17 protein-coding genes are annotated in these 19,730 nt (G+C 39.5%); 11 read left to right on the top strand and 6 right to left on the bottom strand.

Annotation, left to right across the window (positions count from 1 at the left end; genetic code table 11):
• Positions 1 to 183: 183 nt before the first annotated feature.
• From EHE21_RS16510 to caiF, 4 genes are all read left to right on the top strand, one after another.
• A complete protein-coding gene (locus EHE21_RS16510; RefSeq protein WP_194951273.1) occupies positions 184 to 639 on the top strand; it encodes a regulatory protein RecX in 456 nt (151 codons plus the stop codon).
• Positions 640 to 964: 325 nt separating this feature from the next.
• Positions 965 to 1,576, top strand: coding sequence for a lytic polysaccharide monooxygenase (locus tag EHE21_RS16505; protein WP_194951272.1), 612 nt, complete (start codon positions 965 to 967; stop codon positions 1,574 to 1,576).
• Positions 1,577 to 1,866: 290 nt separating this feature from the next.
• Positions 1,867 to 2,529, top strand: a complete 663-nt coding sequence (gene fsa, locus EHE21_RS16500) for a fructose-6-phosphate aldolase (RefSeq protein ID WP_194951271.1) — start codon at positions 1,867 to 1,869, stop codon at positions 2,527 to 2,529.
• Positions 2,530 to 3,345: 816 nt separating this feature from the next.
• Positions 3,346 to 3,738, top strand: a complete 393-nt coding sequence (gene caiF, locus EHE21_RS16495; RefSeq protein WP_088494508.1) for a carnitine metabolism transcriptional regulator CaiF — start codon at positions 3,346 to 3,348, stop codon at positions 3,736 to 3,738.
• Positions 3,739 to 3,811: 73 nt separating this feature from the next.
• Here caiF and caiE read toward each other — a convergent pair whose 3' ends face one another.
• From caiE to caiT, 6 genes are all read right to left on the bottom strand, one after another.
• Positions 3,812 to 4,405 carry a carnitine operon protein CaiE gene (gene caiE / locus EHE21_RS16490; protein ID WP_165122290.1) on the bottom strand — a complete coding sequence of 198 codons (594 nt, stop codon included), beginning with the start codon at positions 4,403 to 4,405 and terminating at the stop codon, positions 3,812 to 3,814.
• Between the two features lie 39 nt (positions 4,406 to 4,444).
• The gene (gene caiD / locus EHE21_RS16485) at positions 4,445 to 5,230 is read right to left on the bottom strand and encodes a crotonobetainyl-CoA hydratase (protein WP_088494510.1); all 786 of its coding nucleotides are present in this window, start codon (positions 5,228 to 5,230) and stop codon (positions 4,445 to 4,447) included.
• A 76-nt stretch (positions 5,231 to 5,306) separates the two neighbouring features.
• On the bottom strand, positions 5,307 to 6,863 hold the full coding sequence (caiC, locus tag EHE21_RS16480) for a crotonobetaine/carnitine-CoA ligase (RefSeq protein ID WP_194951270.1): 1,557 nt from the start codon (positions 6,861 to 6,863) through the stop codon (positions 5,307 to 5,309).
• 74 nt (positions 6,864 to 6,937) lie between these two features.
• A complete protein-coding gene (caiB, locus tag EHE21_RS16475; protein WP_088494512.1) occupies positions 6,938 to 8,158 on the bottom strand; it encodes an L-carnitine CoA-transferase in 1,221 nt (406 codons plus the stop codon).
• Positions 8,159 to 8,227: 69 nt separating this feature from the next.
• A complete protein-coding gene (caiA, locus tag EHE21_RS16470) occupies positions 8,228 to 9,370 on the bottom strand; it encodes a crotonobetainyl-CoA dehydrogenase (RefSeq protein ID WP_023582983.1) in 1,143 nt (380 codons plus the stop codon).
• A 41-nt stretch (positions 9,371 to 9,411) separates the two neighbouring features.
• Positions 9,412 to 10,926, bottom strand: a complete 1,515-nt coding sequence (gene caiT / locus EHE21_RS16465) for an L-carnitine/gamma-butyrobetaine antiporter (RefSeq protein ID WP_194951269.1) — start codon at positions 10,924 to 10,926, stop codon at positions 9,412 to 9,414.
• Between the two features lie 600 nt (positions 10,927 to 11,526).
• Here caiT and EHE21_RS16460 point away from each other — a divergent pair.
• The 7 genes from EHE21_RS16460 to EHE21_RS16430 all read left to right on the top strand — a co-directional run bounded on the left by EHE21_RS16460 (position 11,527) and on the right by EHE21_RS16430 (position 19,703).
• A complete protein-coding gene (locus tag EHE21_RS16460) occupies positions 11,527 to 12,300 on the top strand; it encodes an electron transfer flavoprotein FixA (protein WP_194951268.1) in 774 nt (257 codons plus the stop codon).
• Between the two features lie 11 nt (positions 12,301 to 12,311).
• The gene (locus EHE21_RS16455; RefSeq protein ID WP_088494515.1) at positions 12,312 to 13,250 is read left to right on the top strand and encodes an FAD-binding protein; all 939 of its coding nucleotides are present in this window, start codon (positions 12,312 to 12,314) and stop codon (positions 13,248 to 13,250) included.
• A gap of 57 nt (positions 13,251 to 13,307) precedes the next feature.
• Positions 13,308 to 14,600, top strand: coding sequence for an FAD-dependent oxidoreductase FixC (gene fixC / locus EHE21_RS16450; protein WP_194951267.1), 1,293 nt, complete (start codon positions 13,308 to 13,310; stop codon positions 14,598 to 14,600).
• Entirely contained in the window at positions 14,597 to 14,884 is a 288-nt protein-coding gene (gene fixX / locus EHE21_RS16445) for a ferredoxin-like protein FixX (RefSeq protein WP_023582978.1), read from the top strand. Before fixC ends, fixX begins: the two co-directional genes overlap by 4 nt.
• A gap of 85 nt (positions 14,885 to 14,969) precedes the next feature.
• Positions 14,970 to 16,292, top strand: a complete 1,323-nt coding sequence (locus EHE21_RS16440) for an MFS transporter (protein ID WP_088494517.1) — start codon at positions 14,970 to 14,972, stop codon at positions 16,290 to 16,292.
• 471 nt (positions 16,293 to 16,763) lie between these two features.
• A complete protein-coding gene (locus tag EHE21_RS16435) occupies positions 16,764 to 18,401 on the top strand; it encodes an AMP-binding protein (RefSeq protein WP_194951266.1) in 1,638 nt (545 codons plus the stop codon).
• Positions 18,402 to 18,467: 66 nt separating this feature from the next.
• Positions 18,468 to 19,703 carry a CaiB/BaiF CoA transferase family protein gene (locus tag EHE21_RS16430; RefSeq protein WP_088494519.1) on the top strand — a complete coding sequence of 412 codons (1,236 nt, stop codon included), beginning with the start codon at positions 18,468 to 18,470 and terminating at the stop codon, positions 19,701 to 19,703.
• The last annotated feature ends 27 nt before the right edge of the window (positions 19,704 to 19,730 follow it).

Here is a 19,730-nt window from a genome sequence, read left to right as displayed (position 1 = left end):
AAGAAAACCTTAATAAAACTAGTCGATTAAAATTATAAAAGAGAATGATAATTCTTCTTTTAATTATTACTGTTTTATTACTCTCCCTATTACTGATGAAATTAACATCGAAATAAGCTATTTCGGTGATAAACCGTTATGATAATAGTTGCTTTATATGGACTCTTTTAATAAAGGAACGTTATGACCTATCAAGAGCTTTATCAGTACGCTATTTTTATGCTATCTCGTCGTGATTACAGTACAAGCGAACTGCAACGTCGTATCGAACGCCGAATTCGCGAAACCGAGAAAGACTCACCGACTGCACCTGAATGCTTACCTCAAGTGATCGAACGTTTGCTTGAAAGCCAGTACCTTGATGACAGTCGCACCATTTATAGTTTTTTTCGTAGTTATTTAAATAAATCCTATGGGCCGTTACGTATTCGCCAAGAGTTACGTCTAAAAGGATTTCCTAGCGAAATTATTGAACGTGTATTAGAAGAAACAGACACTGATTGGTACGCACTCTGCCAAGATCTGAAAGAGAAAAAATTCGGTACAGCTAAACCCAAAGATTTTAAAGAGAGAGCCAAGCAAATTCGTTATCTGCAATATCGTGGGTTTACCTCGGATTATATCAATGCGCTGTTTTAACTTTTTTATTGCAAGATTTTTATGATGAAATTTATCTTAATAATTAAGAAGTTCGTAAATATTCTATTTAATTGTTTATTTACAACTTCTTTTTTATTCTTAATAATATTAAGAAGTTAATTTTATTTATTATTCCAGTAAAATATCATCATCTAATTAATATTAATATGGTGTTTTATTCTCGCTTTGATATTAAATTAAATAGCGATATCGCTCACAAATATAAATAAATGAATATTTAATTATCTTTTTTTGACTAATATATATTGTGATTTATTCAATCATTATATTTAAAAATACTTATTAATAATTATGAGGATTTATTATGAAGAAAAATAAACTTATGGTATTCACTGCAACATTATTATTATCATCAGCGGGTTTTATTTCAACAGCGTCAGCTGATGTGACGTTAAAACATGGTTATATTGATGTCCCTCCGAGCAGAGCTTTCCTTTGTTCAGCAAAAGGGAAAAATTTAAATAAAAATTGTGGTCCAATACAGTATGAACCTCAATCAATTGAAGGGACAAAAGGCTTTCCTAACGATGGACCTGCTGATGGTCAAATTGCTAGTGGTGGAAAAGAGGCTTTTTCTGCTTTAAATGTACAAAGTGCTGATCGCTGGCATAAAGTGGCAATGAAAAGTGGCGAAAATACCTTTAAATGGACATTAACCGCTAAACACAGTACAGCTTCATGGCAATTCTTTATTACCAAACCAGAGTGGGATGTAAATAAGCCACTGACTCGTGCTGATTTTGATTTAACACCATTTTGTCAACAAAATGATAATGGGAAAATACCAACAGAAACCGTAGAATTAAATTGTAATATACCCGAACGTTCAGGTTATCAGGTTATTTTAGGCGTTTGGAATATTGCAGATACAGGCAATGCATTTTATCAAGTCATTGATGCTGATTTTAAAAAATAATCCATTTAACTCAATGTAATAAATTATTTAATATCAATAATTGTATTGTAATTAATCTTATTTATTTTAAGTTATAAATAGATAGTAAATCTGAATTCTAAATTTGGAACAGTGCTAATGTTTTTTATTAAATAAAAACATGACTATTTATTATCGTTATTTAATTAATAGCGCCTTTGCTCGGGCGCTATTTTTATTGATTCTACTAGAAATCCCTCGCTCACAATGCTACTTTCTAATCTATACCTATAATTATTTAGCTTAAAAACCAACATTATTGAGGCGCGATTATGGAAATTTATTTAGATACAGCGGATATCGAAGAAGTCAGAAAACTCTCTCAAGTTCTTCCTATTGCAGGTGTCACCACCAATCCGTCTATTATTGCTAAATCGGCACAAAATATTGAAACGTTACTACCTGAATTAAAAGCAGCTATGGGCGGTAAAGGTCGCGTATTTGCACAGGTCATTGCCAGTGATGTCGATACCATGATTGAAGAAGCATTACGTATCGGAAATATTGCAGATAATACCGTGATTAAAATTCCGGTTACAGAAGCAGGGCTTGTCGCTATTAAACAATTAAAGCAAAAAAATATGCTGGTATTGGGTACTGCTATTTACAGTGTCTCACAAGGATTAATGGCAGCATTAGCTGGCGCGGATTATATTGCCCCTTATGTGCATCGAATGGATAGACAAGGCTCTGATGGTGTAAGAGTGGTAAAAGAATTACAAACTCTGATTACGATGCATAATTTACCCACAAAAATCCTAGCGGCGAGTTTTAAAACACCACGACAAGTTGTCGATTGTTTATTAGCAGGCGCTTCTTCGGTGACATTACCGATTGAGCTTGCTTACTCTATTATTCGTTCTCCGGTTGTAGATGATGCGGTAAATAGATTTGCTGATGATTGGCAAACTGCATTTGATCGTCGCTTTCTTTAGTAGGATCTACTTAGACGTTATATGATCAAGCGCTATTCTATTTATATAGCGCTTAATTGATTTTTATTTGAGATAAGCGTGAATGAGTCTTATTTGAAATATTATTTCATTATTTTTAAATAAAAATAAATAGACAAGTTTTATTGAAATAATCTTCTTTTATTAGTGATTTTAAATAGAGTGATCATCTGCCTATTTTAGCTAATTTTATAGAATTATATTATAGATACATGATTTATAACTATTATTATCTGGGTGGATTATTGACAATATAATAGATAAACGAGTATTAAAATTAAATCCTTTCCTATCATTCTATTTAATCTTTAATTTTTCTAATGAATTTTTTATGGTCATATCAGAAAGTGAAGGTAAACGATTATTGATTTACATCTAATAATAAGCCACCTTTCTGGCAATCTAAATTAAAATCTATTACTATAATCTTAGTCTATAAATGGATTATTAATATAATCTATTTCTTTTTTATTTTGTTGATTGAAATGCTTTTAAAATCAATGTGATAAATTCTGTTTTTAAAAGTGTATTTTATATTTTAATATTTAATTAATTTTTTGTTTTTACTCGGTTTAATTGTTATTACTTTGGCTTTAATAACAAAATAATAAATTGTGACGGGTGTGTTAATTAAAGGGTTTGGTTGTTAAAAATAAACTAAGTATTATTTTGATGGGTTTGTTAACTTATCAAATTAACAGGGAAAACCGATACTCCGCGGTGCAATGATAATTAACATATATAGTTATTATCTTTATTTAGTGATAAATAAATTTCATTTGTGATATTGGAGTAATTATGTGTGAAGAATACATGAGTAAGCCACTCTATCTGTCAATTGCTGATTGGGTTCAAGAGCAAGAACGTTGGGTAAGTGCAAAGGAAATCGCAAAAAAATTCGATATTCCTCAATGCAACGCAATTAATATCGTTTCTTACATTCTTTCTGATGTAAAAGAGATTGAGTGTGAAACGAAAAGTGTTCCTAACCAACTAGAAGGTAGAGGCTGTCAGTGTCAACGGATGATCAAAGTCAGTCATATTGATCCTCAAGTCTATTCACGTTTAAAAGGCCATATTCAAGAAAAAAGTAGTCAAAGTTCTCCTGAAAAATTAGCGGCGATGATCCCTCATGGATTGAACCATGAGCAAAAATGGCAATGGATGTTGTCAAAATCTCAACGTCGCTAATTTACGTGACTTCGTTTCATACTAAACAAATTGAATAATGACGACAGGCGCTCGCAACGCCTGTCGTAGTTTGTTACTGACCTTTCGGCTTTACATCTGTTGTACCACGCAAACGTGGGCGATTAGGTTCTGGTGCAGTTAATGGCGTGGTTTCAACTAAGCTTTGGCGACAACGAACCGCCAAGTCTTGATATTCGCGTGTGTTCATACGCTTCCATTCCATGTCATTATCAGTAATATCCCGCACATGTTTTGCAGGGCTACCAATCAGCATTTGCCGAGGTTGTCCTTGAAAGCCTGCTTTCACAAAGCTCATCGCGGCAACAATACTTTCTTCGCCAATCACTGCACCATCCATAATCACGCTATTCATACCCACTAAACTGTCACGCCCGATAATACAACTATGAAGAATTGCACCGTGTCCAATATGTCCATTTTCTCTAACAATGGTATCCATATCGGTATAACCGTGCATGATACAACCGTCTTGAAGGTTAGCACCTGCTTCAACAATCAAGCGCCCATAATCCCCTCTGAGTGATGCAAATGGGCCGATATAAACACCTGCACCGATAATCACATCACCAATTAATACAGCAGATGGATGAACATAAGCTGTTGGATGAACTACAGGAATAAGACCTTCAAACGCGTAGATACTCATCAGTTTTCCTCTTTGTTGTATTATCGAGATTAACGATAACTACCGGCCTTTCCACTCAGGTGCGCGTTTTTCAGCAAAGGCTAATGGGCCTTCTGTGGCGTCTTCTGAATGTAAAACACTTGGGTAATGTTTTAGCACACCACTGCGCATGAGCTTATAACCCTCTTCAATGGAAAGTTCGCTAGTGGCACGATAAATCTCTTTTAATGCCGCTACAGCCAGTGGGGCACTGTTGGCAATTTGGTCTGCAAGTTCACGTGCGCTGTCCATAAGTTCAGCGGAGCTGACAACACGGTTTGCAATACCCCAACGCAGTGCTTCGTCAGCATTCATGCGACGACCTGTCATCAGCATTTCGTTGACGATAGCGGGTGGTAAACGTTTAGGTAAACGCAGAACACCGCCACTGTCAGGTACAATACCTAACTGCGCTTCAGGCAAAGCAAAAGAAGCATTGTCTGAACACACCATCATGTCGGCGGCGAGTGCTAATTCAAAGCCACCACCAAAAGCATAGCCGTTAACCGCCGCAATGACAGGCTTATCCAGATTGAAAAGCTCAGTTAAACCGGCAAAACCACCAGCACCAAAGTCAGCATCAGGTGCTTCGCCTTCAGCCGCGGCTTTTAAATCCCATCCCGCAGAGAAAAAGCGTTCTCCTGCACCTGTAATAATCGCGACACGTAAGCTTGGATCATCACGAAAACGGAGAAAAACTTCGCCCATTTCATGGCTTGTTTTCGCATCAATAGCATTTGCTTTTGGTCTGTCTAATACAATTTCAAGTACTGAACCACGAGTTGTTAGGTGTAATGACTGGCTCATGTTGTATTCCTTTTCGTCATCAAAAATAAGCATTTATGATTGAGGTTATTAATTTGTGGTTAAACCTACCTATGCCTTATTTCAAATGCTTTTTAATCACTTTTCCTGAGCAGTTACGAGGCAAGCCGTCTCTAAATTCAACTTCAGAAGGGACTTTGAATTTCGCCATATTTTGCTCACAGAAATGGAAGAACTCTTCTTCACTCAAGGTTTCATTTTCAACCAGTACAACAAACGCTTTTATCGCTTCATCACGAATATTGTCAGGTACACCAATTACAGCCACATCTTGAATTTTAGGATGTGAAGAAATGATATTTTCAATCTCAACACAAGAGACATTCTCGCCACCGCGTTTGATCATATTGCAACTGCGATCAACGAAATAGAAAAAGCCTTCATCGTCACGATAACCATAATCGCCAGTATGTAACCAACCATCAGGCTCTAATGCTTTTGCAGTGGCATCAGGTCGGTTGTAATACTCTTTAAAAATGGTTTTCCCGGGTTCGCCTTTTACGCAAATTTCACCTACAACCCCATCAGGGACTTCGTTGTTTTGTTTGTCTCTGATTTGAGCTTGATAGCAGAAACCGGGTCTACCAATTGATGGCCAACGGCGTTTATCGCCAGGTCTGTCACCAATTAAACCTACAATGGTTTCTGTCATGCCATAAGAGGTGAGTAATCGCACGTTAAAGCGTTCAAGGAAGGCATCTTTTTCTTCATCGGCAAGATTGAGATAAAACATCACTTCACGTAATTTGTGCTGCTTTTCTTCTGATGAAACAGGTTGCGCCATTAAGGTTCTCATCATCATTGGAATACATTCCGCGACCGTTGCTTGGTATTTAAGGATCTGTTTCCAAAAGGCTCTGGCACTGTATTTTTCTAACAATACAAAGGTGGCACCCACAGAAAATGCGGCGAGTGATGCTGTGCATTGGCAGTCAATATGAAAAGCTGGCATAACCGTAAGATAAACGTCGTCTTCACGTAGTGCGTTTTGCCATGATGAGTAATAACCCGCAAAGCGTAGGTTATAGTGTGTGATAACTACGCCTTTAGGTTGAGAAGTTGTTCCTGAGGTAAAAAGAATTTCAGCAGTGTCATCCACACTTAATGGTGTGTGATGATTAAGCGTAACAGGGTGCTTGGCTTTCTCTTTTAAAAAGTCGATAACGCCTTTTTCAGCAGGCAGACTGTTTTCTGTTATTAAAAACAGTTGCGTTAAAGGGCATTGTTCATCCTGCAACATAGGTTGGTAAATAGGATAGAAATTATCGCGAGTGACCACGTAATGGGCTTGGCAGTGATTGATTATCCATGCGCTCTCTTCATACATAAAGCGCGCATTAATTGGCACCATAACAGCGCCAATTTTTGCCAAGCCAAACCAGCAAAAGAAAAATTCAGGACAGTTATCAAGATGTAAGGCAACGTGATCGCCTTTTTTTATGCCACCAGCATGAAAAAGATTTGCAGTTCTATTTATCTCTTCATTTAATTCACTGTAGCTAAATTGTCTCACGTGTCCTTGTGCGGATTCAAAAATTAGCGCTGTTTTTGTACCATAAACCTCTGCCAAATCATCCCACATCTGACGTAAGTTTTGTTTGCCAATCACATCCATTAAACTGTTACCCTATTCTTTTGCTGTAAATTCAGACGTGTTTTATGCCTATACAACGCCTGAATTTTACAGTGTTACTTTACGATTTTAGCCAGTCCCTTATCGACCAGCCCCCTGATTTGTTCGTCGCTATAACCGATGTTTTTCAAAATCGCATTAGTGTCCATGCCGTGAGATGGCATTCCACGCCAGATTTTTCCCGGATTATTTTTAAATTTAGGCATTACATTCGGCCCTTTACAGGTTTCGCCATTCATGGTTTGCCATTCGGTAATCGATTCACGCGCGACATATTGCGGATTGTCTTCAAGCTCTGGAATAGTCAGCACTTTAGCGCTGGCAATATTGAGTTCTGAAAGACGTTTAAGTACTTCTGTGATGGGTTGCTTAGCTAACCATTCATCTAATTTGTCTTCAAATAATTGACCATGAGGGCAATTAATACGGTGAATAAGTTGAGTGCCTTCAGGCACTTCAGGTGTACCAAGCAGATGAGCAAGTCCGATATCTTTGAAGATTTCTTGAATTTGAGTGATACCAACAACTTCCATCACGATATAACCATCTTGGCAACGGTAAAGCCCACAGCCTGCATAGTACGGATCTTTCCCTTTTGTCATACGAGGGCAGATTTCGCCGCCATTGAAATAGTCCATCATGAAGTATTGCCCCATACGTAACATCACTTCATACATAGCAATATCAATACTTTCGCCTTTCCCTGTTTGTTGAACTTTATACAGTGCCGCTAACGCAGAAGTGGTTGCGGTCATCCCTGAGAAATAGTCTGCGGTATAAGGGAAGGCAGGCATTGGCTGATCTTTGTCACCGTTTTGAATAAGGTAACCACTGAAAGCCTGAGCAATGGTGTTATAAGCGGGTAAGTTGGTGTATTGCGGATCGCCATACTGACCAAAACCAGATAAATGAGCGATAACTAATTTAGGGTTATGTTCCCATAATACTTCATCCGTAATACCGCGACGTGCAAAGGCTGGACCTTTACTCGCTTCGATAAAGATGTCGGTTGTTTCCATTAATTTTAGGAACGCATCACGACCTTCGTCTTTAAAGATATTTAACGATAGTGCATGAAGATTACGGCGAGAAAGTTGAGGGTAGTGAGGTTGAACGCGAATGGTGTCAGCCCATGCAACGTTTTCAATCCAAATCACTTCAGCTCCCCATTCTGCGAACATTTGTCCTGCGAATGGCCCTGCAATTTCAATTCCTGAAAACACAACACGAACCCCTGAAAGTGGGCCGAATTGTGGCATTGGTAAATGTTCTGTCATAGCGTCACCTCGTAAGTGGTCTGAGTGAAAACTCTCTCATCATTGGATGAGAGAGTTATTCGTGATTAATTAGCGATACTGTTTAAGTACTGAACGTCCTAATGTCAGGATCTGCATTTCATCAGAACCACCAGATACACGGTCAACACGAAGGTCACGCCAGAAACGAGAAATACGGTGCTCGCCAGCAATACCGACACCACCAAGCACTTGCATTGCACTATCAACCACTTCAAACGCCGCATTTGCACAGAAGTATTTACACATAGCTGCATCACCGGAAGTGATTAAGTTGTTGTCACTCTTCCATGCAGTTTCATATAACATGTTGCGCATTGAATTGAGTTTGATCGCCATATGAGCAAATTTTTCTTGAATAAGTTGGAAGCGACCAATTGCTTCACCAAATTGCACACGTTGGTTGGCATAACGCGCTGCATCTTCAAATGCACACATTGCTGTACCGTAGTTAGTAAGAGCCACTAAGAAACGCTCGTGGTCGAACTCTTCTTTCACACGGTTAAAGCCGTTACCTTCACGACCAAACATGTCTTTTTCTTCAAGTTCAACGTTGTCGAAAGTGATTTCACAGCAGCTATCCATACGTAAACCCAGTTTTTCTAACTTGTTTACTTTGATACCCGGTTTGCTCATATCCACAAACCATTCCGTGAAGATAGGTTTATCTGGAGATGCTGAGTCACGGCTCATCACAACAACGTAAGGGGTATAGGCACTACTGGTGATAAAGCATTTGCTACCATTGAGGTAAACTTTGCCATCTTTACGAGTATAAGTAGTTTGTAAGCTACCTACGTCAGAGCCTGCACCGGGTTCTGTGATAGCAGAGTTCCACATCTGTTTACCTGTACCACGGAACGCCATAATTTTATCAATTTGCTCTTGAGTCCCTTCACGCAAGACGGTGTTAAATCCACCCGGTAATTGATAAAGCACGTAAGTTGGCGCACCTAAGCGACCTAATTCCATCCAGATTGCAGCAACAGTAACAAAACCTGCATTTAAGCCACCGTGTTCTTCAGGGATAAGCAAATTGTCAATTTCCATATCCGCTAAGGCTTTGACAAAACGTTCAGGGTATTTACTTTCGCGATCACACTGTGCGAAATAAGCTTCCCAGTTTTCACTGGCCATTAATTCGCGGACACCGTCAACAAACAGTTCCTGCTCATCATTCAATCTAAAATCCATGTTAATAACCTCTTAATATGTCATTCTTTGCGTATAGCGGATCAGTCTTTCCAATGTACTTTGGCATCTTTAATAAAGGACAAGGTGACCATGATATTGACGAAAAATAGTGGGCATCCTCCAGCAATAATGGCGGTTTGAATTGGTTTTAAACCGCCAAGTGCGAGCAGAATGATGCCGATAACACCGACCAGCACAGACCAGCCGATACGCACTAATAAAGGTGGCTCAGAGCCTTCCTTCATAGAGCGACAAGTGGACATTGCTAGTGTGTAAGAACAGGCGTTAATTAAGGTGACAGTGGCAATAAAGCAGAGGATAAAGAAGCCCCACATTGTCGCTGTGCTCAACGGTAATGCCGCCCATGTTTCGATGATTGCGCGAGGTACACCGTATTGTTCAATCAGTTGTGGAATGTTGAGAATGTTTTGGTCAATCAGTTGTAAGGTGTTACCACCAAGGATTGTCCAGATTAACCAAGTCCCTGCGGTTAAACCTGAAACCATCCCTAAACATAATTCACGAACAGTACGGCCTTTAGAGATACGTGCTAAGAAGATACTCATTTGGATGGCATAAATAACCCACCATGCCCAATAGAAGACCGTCCAACCTTGAGGGAATCCACCTTTACCGATTGGGTCTGTATAGAACAGCATACGAGGCATATACATCATCAATGTACCAACAGAGTCTGTGAAGTAATTGACGATAAAGCTCGCACCACCAACGATAAATACCCAACCCAGCATTAAGAAGCTTAGGTAAGTACGAATATCACTGGCGATTTTCACCCCTTTTTGCAGACCGAATGCCACGCAAATTGCGTTTAATAAGATCCAGCAAGTGATAATGATGGCATCTAATTGCAGGGTATGAGGAATACCAAATAAGTATTGAATACATTCAGTCACTAACGGTGTTGCTAAACCAAGGCTAGTCCCCATTGCCAGAATTAAAGCAACAAGATAGAAGTTATCAATAATGGTTCCGACGATCCCATTAACGTGTTTTTCACCGATTAATGGGGTTAAGGTACTACTTGGACGGATAACTTCCATTTTGCGAACAAAGAAGAAGTAAGCGAATGCAACAGAAAGGAAACTATAAGTTGCCCAAGGTAAAGGACCCCAGTGGAACAAGCTGTAAGCAAGACCAATTTCTTTAGCTTGAGTTGAGTAAGCTTCCATCCCAAAAGGAGGGCTTGAAATATAGTAGTATATTTCAATCGAACCCCAGAAGAGGACGGCTGCTGATGTACAAGACGCAAACATCATAAAGATCCAGCTTGCGGTACTAAATTCAGGTTTATCTTCTCCTAGGCGTTTATTGGCATAACGACCGAAGACTAACCAAAACCAACCCCCGAACATAATGACCATGTACCATTCGAAGGCCCAACCCCAGACATTGGTAACATAGCTGAATACGGCATTAATCACTTCATTTGAAGCGTCAAGATCACGTACCGTTAGCCAGCATAAAATACCAACAATGATTAATGGCGGAAAAAAAACCTTCGGTTCTATTCCTGCCTTTTTATTATCTTTGCTCATAGGTAAATTTTCCAAATATATTTAACGCAGAAGTTTAAGTAGTGTTAATTCCTAATATCTAATAAAGCATTTGAGTTTATTTATGAGTATTTCGTCTATTGGTGTTTCATCATAATAGATAAATAAACTTATTGGCTAATCCACAAATCGATTAATGATGATGAATAATGGATATTATAAGAAATCCATTCTGTTATTTACTTCACACTATTCTTTTTGTCGATTTTATGTTACGTTTTATAACGTTTCGTTTTCATTGTAACTAATTGATAATTATATCTATCGTCTTGTATGTAATAGGGTTGTTATATTCCGTCTTTCAATATTGTTGATCTTGGTGGCAATATTGAACGTTAAATACCATTATCTTTATTATGTTCAATATTGTTGATCGATGTAGCAATATTGAAAGTTGTTCACTTCAATTAAAACTAATTTCAATATTGGTGATATGTTTAGCAATATTGAAACCTATCCATTCTTTATTTAGTAATGTTCAATATTGGTGACCTAGGTTTAATTTTTTAATCTCTTAATTGTGTTAATTCTATATTACATTGCCAGAGCAAATGACATTGTTTATTAATTTCAGGAGATGTAATGAATATTATTACATGTTACAAGAGTGTTCCCGACGAGCAGGATATTACGGTAAATAGCGCAGATAGTTCGCTGGATTTTTCTCGTGCTAACACCAAAATCAGCCAATATGATTTAAATGCGATTGAAGCTGCTAATCAGCTTAAGACTCAACTTGATGGCATTCAAATCACGGCAATGAGTGTTGGTGGTAAAGCACTGACAAACGCGAAAGCACGTAAAGACGTTCTTTCTCGTGGTGCTGACGAACTCGTGGTTGTGGTTGATGACCAACTTGAAGCCTCTTTACCTTACCAAACAGCGGTTGCGCTGGCGGCGGCTGCGACTAAAAAAGGTTACGACTTAATTCTTTGCGGTGATGGCTCTGCGGATCTTAGCTCACAACAAGTTAGCTTGCTGGTGGGTGAATTTTTAAATATTCCTGCAATCAATGGTATTAACAAAATTGTTTCTCTTTCTAATGACTCAATTACGGTTGAGCGTGAATTAGAAAATGAAATCGAAACACTGACTATTCCATTACCTGCTGTTATCGCGGTTTCTACCGACATTAACACACCTCAAATTCCTTCGATGAAAGCCATTCTTGGCGCTGCCAAGAAACCTGTTCAGCAATGGAGTGTTGCCGATCTTGGTTTGGATGCGATGACTGCGCGTTCAGAGCAAACAGTGGCAGCGCCGAAACAGAAAGTGCGTCAACGCATCATTATTGAAGGTGATGGCGATGATCAGATTGCTGAGTTGGCAGAACATTTACGTAAAATTCTTAAGTAATAGGGGGAGTTATGAGCCAATTTTCAACTGTTTGGGTATTTAGTGATGCACTTTCCCGTTTACCAGAATTAGTGGGTGGCGCTTCTTCATTAGGGCAATCTATCAATGTATTTACATTGAATGATGAACAAAGCGTTGCTGCTTTTAAATTAGGGGCAACAGAGGTTTTCCAATTAGAAGGTAAACCTGACGATCGCATTATCGAAGACTATGCACAGAGCATGGTTGAAACCATCAAACAAAAAGGTGATGCAGGTTTAGTGCTACTGCCTAATACACGTCGCGGAAAATTATTAGCTGCACGTTTAGGTCACCGTTTAGACGCGGTCGTTTCTAACGACGCGCAATCTTTAAAGGCAGATGGTGATGCATTAGTGGCAAAACACATGGTTTATGGTGGTCTTGCCTTTGGTGATGAAACGCTGAAAACCCCTTATTGTGTGGTAACTGCAAGCGTGGGTGCTTTTGATGTTGCACCAGAAACTGGTGCTACGGGTAATGCACAAAAAGTCGCATGGATTGCTCCAGCTCAAACCATCGTTCGCAATTCAGTTCAACCACGCGCAATCAATGCGGTTGATTTAGATAAAGCGCGCTTTGTTGTCAGCGTCGGTCGCGGTATTGGTAGCAAAGAGAATATCGCCATTGCAGAAGAGTTAGCGAAAGCCATTGGTGCTGAAATCGCTTGTTCTCGCCCTGTTGCTGAAAATGAGAAGTGGATGGAACACGAGCGTTATGTCGGTATTTCTAACCTGATGCTAAAACCTGAACTCTATTTAGCTGCCGGTATTTCAGGACAAATTCAACATATGGTCGGCGCTAATGGCGCACAAACCATAGTTGCTATTAATAAAGACAAAAATGCACCTATCTTCCAATTCGCTGACTACGGCATTGTCGGTGATTTAATGAAGATTTTACCTGCATTAACTCGTCAATTATCTAACTGATTTATTTAAGCAGGGAAGGAAACTTCTCTGCTGTTTATCGCAAATTCTGGAGATGTTATGTCCGATTCCGAAGATATTTTCGATGCCATTATTGTTGGCGCAGGATTAGCAGGATCTGTGGCTGCACTTGTTTTGGCAAGGGAAGGCGCACAAGTATTGCTAATAGAAAGAGGTAACTACGCTGGCGGGAAAAATGTAACCGGTGGTCGTATGTATGCACATACCCTTGAGCGCATCATTCCTGAGTTTGCGCAAGAAGCGCCTGTTGAACGAGTTATTACTCATGAAAAATTGTCATTTATGACCGAAACCGGCGCAATGACAATTGATTACCAAAATACAGAAGGAAAGAACCCAAAAACTGCCTCTTGGTCTGTATTACGTGGCGAGTTTGACCAATGGCTAATGGAACAAGCCGAAAACGCGGGGGCGCAATGTATTACGGGTATTCGTGTTGATAAGCTCGTTGAGCGTGATGGCAAGATTGTCGGCGTTGAGGCAGACGGTGATGTGTTAGAAGCCAAAGCGGTGATCCTCGCCGATGGTGTGAATTCCATCTTGGCTGAACAGTTAGGGATGACAAAACGTGTTGCCGCTGAAAATGTGGCGGTGGGTGTAAAAGAGATCATCGAACTGCCTGAAAATGTCATTAAAGATCGTTTTAACCTAAAAGATAACGAAGGTGCGGCTTGGTTATTCGCAGGTTCACCTACCGATGGACTAATGGGTGGCGGTTTCTTATATACCAATAAAACCACACTTTCTTTAGGTCTTGTCTGTGGACTTCACCATATTAAAGACGCGAAAAAATCAGTACCACAAATGCTGGAAGATTTTAAACAGCATCCCGTTGTTGCTCCGCTCATTGAAGGTGGAAAAATGGTGGAATATGGTGCACACGTTGTTCCTGAAGCTGGGTTGAGAATGCAAAACGAATTAGTACGTGATGGCGTATTGATTGCTGGTGATGCAGCAGGGATGTGTATGAACCTTGGTTTTACTATCCGTGGCATGGATTTAGCGATGGCATCAGGTGAAGCCGCAGCAAAAGCTGTGCTCTCTGCCATGGAGAAAAATGATTTTAGCAAGCAAACGCTAAATGAGTATCTCAAACATTTAGAAGATGGCCCGTTACGCGATATGAAAGCCTATCAGCGTATGCCTGATTTACTTGATAACCCTCGTATGTTCACCGCCTACCCTGAAATGGTAGTTGGTATCGCAAAAGATCTCTTCACCGTAACTGGCGAAGCGCCAGTACCAATGCGTAAAACCATGATGCGCCATACCAAAAAAGTGGGCTGGATGAATCTGATCAAAGATGGGATCAAAGGAGTAAAAGCAATATGAGTTCTCCCGTAAATGTCGATGTCAAATTAGGCATCAATAAATTTAATGTCGATGAGGAAAATCCACATATCGTCGTTAAAGAGCAGCCTGATATGCAGGTATTGGAAACTTTAGTCAAAGCATGTCCAGCAGGTCTTTATAAAAAACAAGAAGATGGCACCATCAGCTTTGACTATGCAGGGTGCTTAGAGTGTGGAACTTGTCGAATTCTTGGTTTAGATAGTGCGCTTGAAAAATGGGAATACCCACGCGGAACGTTTGGCGTGGAATATCGTTACGGATGATGTATCGCTACTTTTCTCCCAGTGCTGCTCCGGCCTGGGAGCTTTTCTTTTTTGCTTTATTTAGAAAAAATACCAGGACGCAGTCATGCAACCCAGAAACTTTGATGATATTCGCTTTACCTCTGTGCATCGTAGAGTGATGTTATGGGGGAGTGGTGGCCCTTTTCTTGATGGCTATGTATTAGTGATTATCGGCGTGGCGTTAGAGCAACTCACACCGTTATTACAGCTTGATACACAATGGATTGGTCTGCTTGGTGCGGCAACATTAGCAGGGCTGTTTATTGGTACGTCACTCTTTGGTTATATTTGTGACAAAGTCGGTCGTCGCAAAATGTTCCTTGTGGATATTGTGGCTATTGCCATTATTTCTATTGCGACGATGTTTGTTTCCACGCCAGTGGGCTTGTTGGTGATGCGATTCCTTATTGGGATTGTAATTGGTGCCGATTATCCAATTGCAACCTCGATGATCACTGAGTTTTCCAATAAAAAACAACGCGCTTTTGCCGTCGGTTTTATTGCTGCAATGTGGTATATCGGGGCGACTTGCGCCAACTTAGTCGGTTATCTTTTATATGATGTTGCAGATGGCTGGCGTTGGATGTTGGGCAGTGCCTTTATCCCTTGTGTCATTATTTTAATTGGTCGTTTTGATTTACCTGAATCACCGCTTTGGCTAATACGCAAAGGGCGTATTAAAGAGTGTAATGAGATGATGGTAAAACTCTTTGGTGAACCCGTAGTATTTGAAGCGGAAGATGCTAAAACAACACGTTTTATTGAGCTATTTAATAAACGTCACTTCTCTTTTGTTCTCTTTGTTGCGGTTATTTGGACTTGCCAAGTTATCCCGATGTTTGCCATTTATACCTTTGGACCACAAATTGTCGGTTTATTAGGATGGGATGCGGGAAGAAGTGCGGCATTGGGGAATGTGGTTATTAGCTTGTTCTTTATGTTTGGGTGTATTCCCGCCATGTTCTGGTTAAATCAAACAGGGCGACGTCCACTATTGATTGGTAGTTTTGGCATGATGACATTGGCATTATTAGTGCTAGGTGTCTTCCCTGATTTACCTATTTTATTTGTCATCTTAGCGTTTGCGACTTACGCATTCTTTTCTGGTGGCCCCGGAATTTTACAATGGCTCTATCCTAACGAATTGTTTCCGACAGATATTCGGGCATCAGCAGTGGGCATTATCATGTCAATAAGCCGTATTGGTACGGTTATTTCAACGTGTGCTCTTCCTGCCTTTATCGCCACTTATGGTATTAACACCACGATGCTGGTGGGTGCTGCGATCTCCTTATTCGGAATGATAGTTTCTGTCTTGTTTGCACCAGAAACTAAAGGACTAACACTCAATCAAACCTCAACCATGCCAATGCGACGAGGAAAATAACCTCTTTAATCGATGATTAATAAAATAAGTTAAGTAATTTAAATTATTTTTTATTTAGATGTTATAAAATTTAATCGTTATTGTATTTATTTTTATATTGTTTTTATTTAAATAATTACATTAATATTTATTGATAAGATTTGTTTATATCTTAAAGTGAGGTGAGTGTGTTTATATTAAAAAGAGAGTGGTTTTATTATTTTATTTAAATAAAATGACTCTCCTTTTTCTTTATTAAAAATAACACCTTTATAACGCCTTAGTTTCAAATTTATCTCATTGTTATTAATTACTCTTCAATTACAAATTGTATTTAACTCACCAAATCTAGACCTCAATCACAAATCTCTCTCAGACTATTCAAATGACGAAAAACAGTTCGTTATTTACCAAGAATGAATAATTTCCCCTACCCAGAATAAGGTCATTACAGACGTAAACACCAGCAAAGAAGCGGTTGAGTAGGTATTTATGACCTTATTAGAAACGACAGTTAAAGAATGTCTAAACAATGTAGTAAAGCAACATGCTTTACAAATAGCCTTGATTGAAAATCAAAGTAAAACAACACTGACTTGGCAACAATTACAACAAGAAGTAGAAAGTGTTGCGCGTGGTTTTTTAGCCATTGGTTTAAAAAAAGGTGATCGTTTAGGTATTTGGTCTGCTAATAGTAAAGAGTGGATAATCTGTTTTCTTGCCGCTGCTCAAATTGGAGTTCCTGTTGTTTGTATTAATTTTCATTTTAAGAAAAGAGAGTTATTAGATTTATGTCGATTAACTGGAATTAAAGCACTGTGTTTTTCAGATGGTTTTAAAAGTAATCATTTTATTGAAGTTATTAATTGCCTTTCTAAAAAAGCATCTGAAAATAAAGATGTATTACCTCAGTTATTTATTAGCATGGGAAATGAACATGCAGAAAAAAGTGTTTCTTTATCTCAATTAAAAGAAGTTAGCCAAAAAATATCAGATAAAGAATATCAACATGCGGTTGCACAAGTCAGTGTAAAAGATTTACTGACAATTCAAATGACCTCTGGCAGTACTGCAATGCCTAAAGGTGTCATGCTAAGCCAATATAATGTCATTAATAATGCAATGCTGTCAGCACAGCGCTTAGGTGTTACGCATGACGATGTGATTTGTCTTGCAGTGCCTCTGTTCCACTGTTTTGGGCTTTCTTCCTGCCTCTTTTTTGCATTAACAACCGGATGCCAATTAGTTCTTCTAGATAACTACTGTGCTGAAGATGTTTTAAAAGTGGTGCAAGACTATCGTTGTACAGTTATGCATGGCGTACCAACGATTTTTAGTCGCTTAATGAAGCATGAGCAGTTCTCTCACTACGATTTATCTAGCCTTGATAAAGGCATTATCGCAGGGGCGAGTTTTCCTCCTGCGTTAATCGATGACATCGAAAATATCCTCGGCATGAAAGGGATCACCGTCTCTTATGGCCAAACAGAAGCTTCACCTTGTTGCACTCAAACTCTCCCTAACGATGCTTTAGAGATCAAACGCAGCTCTATTGGTAAGCCTTTGCCTTTTGTCGAAATGAAAATTATCAATCCGAAAACAGGTAAGCCTGTACCAATGGGCACTTTAGGTGAAATTTGTACGCGTGGCTTCCATGTGATGATGGGTTATGACAATGCGCCAGACAAAACTAAAGAAGCGTTAGACGAAGAGGGTTGGTTACATACGGGAGATATCGGCTGTATCGATGAACAAGGAAATTATCACTATGCCTATCGCATGAAAGAGATTGTGGTGCGCGGTGGTGAAAATATCAGTCTTTGTGAAATAGAAGAAGCGATTGCTGAATATCCCGGTGTTGATGCGACAAAAGCATTTGGGGTTCCATCTGCTGACTTAGGCGAAGAAGTGATTGCCACTATTTGTGTGCAAAAAGGCCACAGCATTGACGAAAGTGAATTACGTGAATTTCTACAAGAGCGACTGGCTCGCTACAAAATCCCCAAAGAACTCCATTTCTTTACAGAATTTCCTCATACCCCTTGCGGAAAAATTGATGTGCAAGCTCTGAAATTGCAACTGGGTTATAGCGTTTCAATCAAGGATGAAAAAACCAAAGTAGCGGGTTAAGTGACAATGGATTTATCCACATTCTGACAACAGCAGTATGAAGTCTAAAAATAATTAGGAGAAGAAATGACAAGTCATAAAGCACTGGAAGGCGTCACCGTAGTTGAGTTGGCGACCTTTATCGCAGTACCTGCAGCAGGTCGTATTTTAGCTGATATGGGTGCGAACGTAATCAAAATCGAATCTCCAAGTGGCGATAACTTACGCTATACCGCACCAACAGAAGGTCGCCCATTAGATCAACATGAAAACACCAGTTTTGATTTAGAAAACGCCAATAAACGTGGAATTGTGTTAAATACGAAAACAGAAGCAGGGAAAAAAATCCTGTTTGAACTGTTAGAAAAAGCGGACATTTTCTTAACTAACTGGCGTCCCGGTGCAAGAGAGCGCGCAGGTTTAGATTATGAAACCTTAAAACAACGTTTTCCAAAATTAGTTTACGCCAGCGTGACCGGTTATGGTGATGAAGGTCCAGATAAAGATCTGCCCGGATTTGACTACACTGCCTTCTTTGCGCGTGGCGGTATTTTAGGATCACTGTACCAAAAAGGCACAGTACCTATGAACGTGATCCCAGGTCTTGGCGATCACCAGTGTGCATTAGGCTTGGTTTCAGGTGTGTTAGCCGCTTATATTCGCGCTAAAAATATCGGTCAAGGCGAGTATGTTTCAACCAACTTGTTACATACCTCTATTTATACCCAAGCTATCATGATCCAAGCGGCGCAATACCCAGATTATGGTCAGCCTTATCCAATCGACCGTCGCAATACCACCAGTCCATTTATTCTGGCTTATAAAACGAAAGATGATCGTTTTATTCAAGTCTGCATGCCTGTTTACGACGCTTATTATCCAACCTTTATTTCTTGTATTGGTCGTCCAGATTTAGCGGAAGACGCGCGTTATACACGTCTACAAGAAGTAGCGAAAAATAATCGCTCTCCTGAATTATATGACCTGATTTGGCAACAAGTTGAGCAAAAAACAGCGTCAGAGTGGGCAGATATTTTCACCAAAAACGATATCCCATTCAGCATTGCACAAACTTGGGAAGAAGTGTTGGAAGACAAACAAGCTTGGGCAATCAACACCTTCTACAACATGAAATACAAAAATGGCAGTGAAAAAGCCTTAGTTCGTCCACCAATTGATTTCTTAGAGAGTGGTTTACCTGAATACCGCCGTGGTCCTTTGTTAGGTGAAGACACACCGTCTGTATTAGCTGAATTAGGGTATAGCGCTGAAGAGATAGCAAACCTTGAAGCCAATAAAGACGTGATGACGTGGAAAGAATAATCCACTTACTTTTTTAATTTTCAGGAG

It is taken from the genome of Proteus sp. GOKU (assembly GCF_015475555.1).
Taxonomy (GTDB): domain Bacteria; phylum Pseudomonadota; class Gammaproteobacteria; order Enterobacterales; family Enterobacteriaceae; genus Proteus; species Proteus mirabilis_B.
This window is presented reverse-complemented; position numbering and strand designations above follow the sequence as displayed.

Bases quoted from the DNA above. Each gene is read 5' to 3' on its own strand.
- EHE21_RS16460 (WP_194951268.1), top strand. From the start codon at position 11,527: ATGAATATTATTACATGTTACAAGAGTGTTCCCGACGAGCAGGATATT.
- EHE21_RS16435 (WP_194951266.1), top strand. From the start codon at position 16,764: ATGACCTTATTAGAAACGACAGTTAAAGAATGTCTAAACAATGTAGTA.
- fixX (WP_023582978.1), top strand. From the start codon at position 14,597: ATGAGTTCTCCCGTAAATGTCGATGTCAAATTAGGCATCAATAAATTT.
- EHE21_RS16455 (WP_088494515.1), top strand. From the start codon at position 12,312: ATGAGCCAATTTTCAACTGTTTGGGTATTTAGTGATGCACTTTCCCGT.
- caiE (WP_165122290.1), bottom strand. From the start codon at position 4,405: ATGAGTATCTACGCGTTTGAAGGTCTTATTCCTGTAGTTCATCCAACA.
- caiD (WP_088494510.1), bottom strand. From the start codon at position 5,230: ATGAGCCAGTCATTACACCTAACAACTCGTGGTTCAGTACTTGAAATT.
- caiA (WP_023582983.1), bottom strand. From the start codon at position 9,370: ATGGATTTTAGATTGAATGATGAGCAGGAACTGTTTGTTGACGGTGTC.
- caiB (WP_088494512.1), bottom strand. From the start codon at position 8,158: ATGACAGAACATTTACCAATGCCACAATTCGGCCCACTTTCAGGGGTT.
- fsa (WP_194951271.1), top strand. From the start codon at position 1,867: ATGGAAATTTATTTAGATACAGCGGATATCGAAGAAGTCAGAAAACTC.
- EHE21_RS16430 (WP_088494519.1), top strand. From the start codon at position 18,468: ATGACAAGTCATAAAGCACTGGAAGGCGTCACCGTAGTTGAGTTGGCG.
- EHE21_RS16505 (WP_194951272.1), top strand. From the start codon at position 965: ATGAAGAAAAATAAACTTATGGTATTCACTGCAACATTATTATTATCA.
- fixC (WP_194951267.1), top strand. From the start codon at position 13,308: ATGTCCGATTCCGAAGATATTTTCGATGCCATTATTGTTGGCGCAGGA.
- caiT (WP_194951269.1), bottom strand. From the start codon at position 10,926: ATGAGCAAAGATAATAAAAAGGCAGGAATAGAACCGAAGGTTTTTTTT.
- caiC (WP_194951270.1), bottom strand. From the start codon at position 6,863: ATGGATGTGATTGGCAAACAAAACTTACGTCAGATGTGGGATGATTTG.
- EHE21_RS16510 (WP_194951273.1), top strand. From the start codon at position 184: ATGACCTATCAAGAGCTTTATCAGTACGCTATTTTTATGCTATCTCGT.
- caiF (WP_088494508.1), top strand. From the start codon at position 3,346: ATGTGTGAAGAATACATGAGTAAGCCACTCTATCTGTCAATTGCTGAT.
- EHE21_RS16440 (WP_088494517.1), top strand. From the start codon at position 14,970: ATGCAACCCAGAAACTTTGATGATATTCGCTTTACCTCTGTGCATCGT.